5 protein-coding genes are annotated in these 5500 nt (G+C 76.0%); 2 read left to right on the forward strand and 3 right to left on the reverse strand.

Going from position 1 to position 5500, the window contains the following annotated elements:
- The coding region (locus tag BG452_RS28890) for a glycosyltransferase family 2 protein (RefSeq protein WP_188307296.1) at positions 1-337 on the reverse strand (337 nt) is incomplete at its 3' end.
- 191 nt (positions 338-528) lie between these two features.
- On the opposite strand from BG452_RS28890, the gene BG452_RS28895 reads away from it, so the two are divergent.
- Together BG452_RS28895 and BG452_RS28900 are read left to right on the forward strand one after the other, a co-directional pair.
- Positions 529-1344: a response regulator transcription factor gene (locus tag BG452_RS28895; protein WP_188307297.1), complete on the forward strand. Its 816-nt coding sequence runs from the start codon at positions 529-531 to the stop codon at positions 1342-1344.
- Complete coding sequence (locus tag BG452_RS28900; RefSeq protein ID WP_188307298.1) at positions 1341-2489, forward strand: sensor histidine kinase; 1149 nt, start codon at positions 1341-1343, stop codon at positions 2487-2489. Before BG452_RS28895 ends, BG452_RS28900 begins: the two co-directional genes overlap by 4 nt.
- A 2-nt stretch (positions 2490-2491) precedes the next feature.
- Here BG452_RS28900 and BG452_RS28905 read toward each other — a convergent pair whose 3' ends face one another.
- Together BG452_RS28905 and BG452_RS28910 are read right to left on the reverse strand one after the other, a co-directional pair.
- Positions 2492-3547: an NAD-dependent epimerase/dehydratase family protein gene (locus BG452_RS28905; protein ID WP_188307299.1), complete on the reverse strand. Its 1056-nt coding sequence runs from the start codon at positions 3545-3547 to the stop codon at positions 2492-2494.
- A gap of 449 nt (positions 3548-3996) precedes the next feature.
- The gene (locus BG452_RS28910) at positions 3997-4983 is read right to left on the reverse strand and encodes an alpha/beta fold hydrolase (protein WP_188307300.1); all 987 of its coding nucleotides are present in this window, start codon (positions 4981-4983) and stop codon (positions 3997-3999) included.
- Between the last annotated feature and the right edge of the window lie 517 nt (positions 4984-5500).

Genomic DNA, 5500 nt, shown 5'->3' on the forward strand with positions numbered 1-5500 from the left:
GGTCCTGGTCGGCGGCGCCGGCCAGGACCGGGCCCGTGACCCGGGGGAGTTGGGCGGGGTCGAGCGAGCCGTCGCAGTCCATGAAGCAGACCAGCTCGGCGGTGGCGGCGCGCAGCCCGGCGTGGCAGGCGGCGCCGAAGCCGCGCCGGGGCTCCTCGACCACGGTCGCGCCGAGGGAGCGGGCCAGCTCGGCGGAGCCGTCGCGCGAACCGTTGTCCACGACGACGGCCCGCCAGCCCGCCGGGATGCGGCCGAGCACCCACGGCAGGGCGGCGGCCTCGTCGAGGCAGGGCAGGACGACGTCGACGACCGCTGCGGGAGGGAGGGGAGGAGTCACGCCGGTCACGCTAACCGCGGCCGGTCCCGCCAGGGTCCAGCCGCGCCCTTACGGAAGTACGACGGCCGGGCGGCGCGGCCCGTTCGGGGGAGCGCGCGGCGGTCGCGGGCGCCGTCGGGCGGTTCTTACGGAAATCGGACGCGGGGGCCGCCGGCCGCCCGTCGGGGCCGGCGGCTCGTATCCTCGGCGAGGTGAACGAGAGCCCCACCCCCGCCGGAGCGCCACCCCCCCCCGCCGCAGCGCCGCCCACGCCCGCCGGCCCGACCCGGCCCGGCCGCATCCTGGTGGTCGACGACGACCCCACCGTGGCCGAGGTCGTCGCCGGCTACCTCACCCGGGCCGGCCACCAGGTCGACCGCGCCGCCGACGGCCCCCAGGGGCTGGCCCTGGCCCGCACCGGCCGGCCGGACCTGCTGGTCCTGGACCTCATGCTCCCGGGCATCGACGGACTGGAGATCCTCCGCAGGCTGCGGGCCGACCCGGACGGCGCCGAGCTGCCGGTCGTGCTGCTCACCGCCAAGGGCGACGAGACCGACCGCATCCTCGGGCTGGAGCTGGGCGCGGACGACTACGTCACCAAGCCGTTCAGCCCGCGTGAACTCGTCCTGCGGGTGCAGTCGGTGCTGCGCCGCTCCCGCGCGGGCGGCCCGGCCGGACCGGTCGGCGGCCGGGTGCGCTCGGGCGACATCGCGCTCGACCCCCAGGCCCGCCGAGTGCACCGGGGTGGGCGTGAACTGGCTCTGACGCTGCGGGAGTTCGACCTGCTGGCGTTCCTGCTCCGGCACCCGCAGACGGTGTTCGCCCGGCAGGAGCTGATGGAGCGGGTGTGGGGCTGGGACTTCGGCGACCTCTCCACGGTCACCGTCCACGTCCGCCGGCTGCGGGAGAAGATCGAGGACGACCCGGCGGCGCCGCGGCTGATCTCCACGGTCTGGGGCGTCGGCTACCGCTACGACCCGGCTCCGGCCGAGGGCGCGCAGACCGGCGAGGAGGGCGGGGCGGCGTGAAGGACCTGCTGCTGATCGCGCTGTTCGCCGCGCTCGGCGCGGGCGGGGCGGGCCTGCTCGGCTGGGTGGCCGTGCGGCTGCTGCGGCGCCGTTCGCTCGCGCTGTCGCTGTTCTGCGTCGCCGCCGTCACCGTGCTGGCGGTCACCTCCGGGACCTTCGCGGTGGCCCAGGCGATGTTCCTGTCCCGGCACGACCTCGGTGTGGTGATCACGGTGCTGGTGATGGCGGCCGTGGTCTCGCTGGCCACCGCCGCGCTGCTCGGACGCCAGGTGGTGGCCGGGAGCCGGGCGCTGACCGCGGCCGCCCGGACCGTCGGCAGCGACACCGGGTTCGCGCCGCCGGAGCGCCCGCTCGGCCTGGAGCTGGCCCAGCTCGGCGCCGAACTCGCCGCCACCAGTGCCCGGCTGGCCGAGTCCAGGGCCCGGACCCAGGCTCTGGACGCCTCCCGGCGCGAGCTGATCGCCTGGATCTCGCACGACCTGCGCACCCCGCTGGCGGGCCTGCGCGCCATGGCGGAGGCCCTGGAGGACGGCGTCGCCGAGCACCCGCAGGACTATCTGCGGCGGATGCGCGCCGAGGTCGAACGGCTCACCGGGATGGTCGACGACCTCTTCGAGCTCTCCCGGATCCAGGCGGGCGCGCTCGCCCTGTCGGTGTCCCGGGTCTCGGTGTACGACCTGGTCGACGAGGCGCTCGCCGGGGCCCATCCGCTGGCCCGCCGGCGCGGGGTGCGGCTGGAGGGCGGGCAGGTCGCCGCCGAACCGGTGGAGGTGGACTCCGGGGAGATCACCCGGGTACTCGGCAACCTGCTGGTGAACGCGATCCGTTCGACCCCGGAGGACGGCGTGGTCGCCGTCTCCGCCCGCCGGGAGGCGGACGAGGTGGTGCTCGCGGTCACCGACGGCTGCGGCGGCATCCCGGAGCCGGACCTGCCCCGGGTGTTCGAGACGGGCTGGCGCGGCAGCGCCGCCCGTACGCCCCGCTCGGCCGACCCGGGCGGCGCCCCGGAGCGGGGGGAGGGCGGTGCCGGGCTCGGACTGGCCATCGTCCGGGGCATCGTGGAGGCCCATGCCGGGCGTGCCCGGGTCCGCAACGTCGCCGGGGGCTGCTGCTTCGAGATCGTCCTGCCGGCCGCGCGCGGCTAGGGTCACCCGCGCTGGGGCGCCGCCGCGAACTCCGTCATGCCCGCCGCGAAGGCCACCCGGGCCCGCCAGCCCAGCTCCGCGCGCAGCCGCGCGGAGTCCGCGGTGATGTGCCGGACGTCGCCGAGCCGGTACTGGCCGGTGACCACCGGGGCCGGCCCGCCGTGGGCGGCGGCCAGCGCCCCGGCCATCTCGCCGACCGTACGGACCTCGCCGCTGCCCGTGTTGTACGCCCGGACGCTGCCCGGCGGGCGCTCGCCGACCGCCGTGAGCGCGGCGAGGTTGGCGTCCGCGACGTCCCGGACGTGGACGAAGTCCCGGCGCTGCCCGCCGTCCTCGAACACCCGCGGCGCCTCGCCCCGGGCCAGCGCCGAGCGGAACAGCGAGGCCACCCCGGCGTACGGGGTGTCGCGCGGCATCCCGGGGCCGTAGACGTTGTGGTAGCGCAGCGTCAGGAGCCGGCCGCCGCAGGCGCGGGCCCAGGCGCCGGCCAGGTGCTCCTGGGCGAGCTTGGTGGCCGCGTAGACGTTGCGCGGGTCGGTCGGGGCGTCCTCGGCGACCAGGCCGGGGCGCAGCTCGGCGCCGCACTCCGGGCAGGGCGGCTCGAAGCGTCCGGCGTCCAGCTCGCCGGGGTGCCGGGGGCCGGGGGAGACCTCGCCGTGCTCCGGGCAGCGGTAGCGGCCCTCGCCGTAGACCACCATGGACCCGCCGAGGACGAGGCTGCGCACTCCCGCCCGGGCCATCGCGGCGAGCAGGACGGCCGTGCCCAGGTCGTTGCAGCCCGCGTAGGCGGGCGCGTCGTCCAGGTCCAGGCCGAGGCCCACCATGGCGGCCTGGTGGCAGACCGCGTCCACCCCGGCCAGCGCCGAGCCGACCGCCGCCTCGTCCCGGACGTCCCCGTGCCGGAAGTCGACGCCGTCCGGCAGCGCGGGGGCCGCTCCGGAGGGGTGGACGGCGGGCAGCAGCGCGTCCAGGACCAGCACGTCGTGGCCCGCCGCCACCAGGGCCCGTACGACCGCCGAACCGATGAACCCGGCGCCGCCGGTGACCAGAATCCTCATGACCGGCGACGCTACCGCCGGCGGCCCCGCCGATTGGGTGATCCGGGGGGCGTGTCACGCTTCGGTAAGACCCGGGGCGGCGTCGGCTCCGTCAGCTCCGTCGACTCCGTCGACCGCGAGGTAGCGCTGGGTAGAGATGACATGTACGCTGCGTGTCGCCGGATGAACAGCAATCGGGCCCGGCCGTTGCTCCGTGGGGGGAGTCACGCCCAGGCCCGGTCACCGGTCGGGGCTCGGTCGCACTCGTGGGGGAGTTGCGGCCGGGCCCATAACCGGTTGCTGGTCGTATGCCCGGTCTGAAGTCCCGCCAGACATGACAACTGTCCAGCGGGAGGCCGGCTTCGGGCCCGTCCGTCCAGAACTGCAGGTCGGCGGCCCGGGGTTGGTCGGCCCTGGGTGCGCGCGGTCGTCGACGGGTTGCCGTCAGCGGCCCCGGTCAGCGGGCCCGGTCAGCGGGCCAGCAGCTGCCGCAGCTGGTCGATGACGAACTGCGGGTTCTCCTCCGTGACCCAGTGGTTGGCGTTCGGCACCACCGCGGTGGTCACGTTCGCGCGCACGGCCACGTGCTTCAGATCCTCGCCGACCTTCTCGCCCATGCTGTGCTGGCCGCCGATGCCGAGCACCGGCATGGTCAGCGGGTTGTCGTCGAGCAGCGCCTGCACCTCTCGCTCGCCCTTGTCCTGCTGGCGGAAGAAGTCGAAACCCGAACGGGTGGCACCGGGTCGGCTGTAGGCGGCGATGTACTCCTTCTGGCTCTTGGCGCTCGGGGCCCCGCCCGGGGCGCCGCCGTTGAGGACCGAGCCGTAGAAGACCTTCTCCCGGCCTGCCACCAACTGCTCCGCCATGCCGGCCTTCTGGCCGTTGACGAAGGAGTCCCACCACAGGTAGTTCGGCTGGTCGGCGACCAGCTGCAGGTACCAGGTGGTCGGCGGCGCCTCCAGGATCGCCAGGTGGTCCACCCGGTCGCGGTACTTGGCCGCGTAGGCCAGCGCCACCCCGCCGCCGACGTCGTGGCCGGCCACCGAGATCCGGGCGTCGCCGAAGCCGAGCCGGTCCACCACGGCGTGCACGTCCGCGGCCAGGGTGAGGGCGGTGTAGGTGCCGTAGGCGTCGCTGTCGGAGGGCTGCGAGCGGCCCAGGCCGCGCAGGTCGACCGCGATCACGGTGTGGTCCGCGGTCAGCGCGGGCGCCACCTGCTCCCAGGTCTGCAAGGTCTCCGGCCAGCCGTGCAGCAGCACCAGCGCCGGGCCGTGCCCGGCCACCGCGTAATGGATCCGCAGGCCGTCGCTGGTCGCGTAGCCGTCCGTGAAGCCCGGCAGCCCGCCGGGCGGGGTGGCGGAGGCCTCGGCGGCGCCACCGGTGGCGGTGAGGAGCGTGGCGATGGTGAGCGCGGCGGCGGTCGCGGCGACCGGCCAGCGGCGCTGACGCTTCGTCAATTTCGTGATCGAGGACATGACTTCCCCCAGGTGATCGTTGCGTTTGAGGCGCATCGTAGGGGGGCGGGCCGGATAGCTCGGGCGCGAAGGCGCCGGGCCGCGGCCCGGTACCGGGGCCGGGGGATCGACCCCTGCGCCGCCGCCCGGGTGCGTCCCCGTCGGCAGCACCGGATGTCCCTGCTGATCAGGGATCAGGGACGGCTCGGTCACATCGAGTCGGACGACTTCGCCGCTGGGGGCCCGACGGCGTCCGGCTCGTCGGGCGGCGGCACCGCACTGGTTGTTCGATTGGCTCGAAATCGCCGTTCCCGTTGGCGCGATGTGCCCGTTCGCCCGGCGCCGCGCCGCACCCGACCCGGCGATCAGGCCCCCGGCCAGGGGCACAGCGGACCATCGCCCGGGTGCCGCCCGCTCAGACCATCCGGGCCGTGGTGGGGGAGTCCGCCCCCTGGCGGCGGGCGTCGCGGCGGGCCCGCCCCGGGGTCGGGCCGGTGCCCAGCACCCGGCCGGCGCCGAG

The organism is Streptomyces sp. CBMA123, assembly GCF_014596465.1.
Classification (GTDB): Bacteria; Actinomycetota; Actinomycetes; order Streptomycetales; family Streptomycetaceae; genus Kitasatospora.

What these genes read in the sequence shown, in the direction of transcription:
- BG452_RS28905 (WP_188307299.1), bottom strand. Translation starts at nt 3,547, where the DNA reads ATGAGGATTCTGGTCACCGGCGGCGCCGGGTTCATCGGTTCGGCGGTC.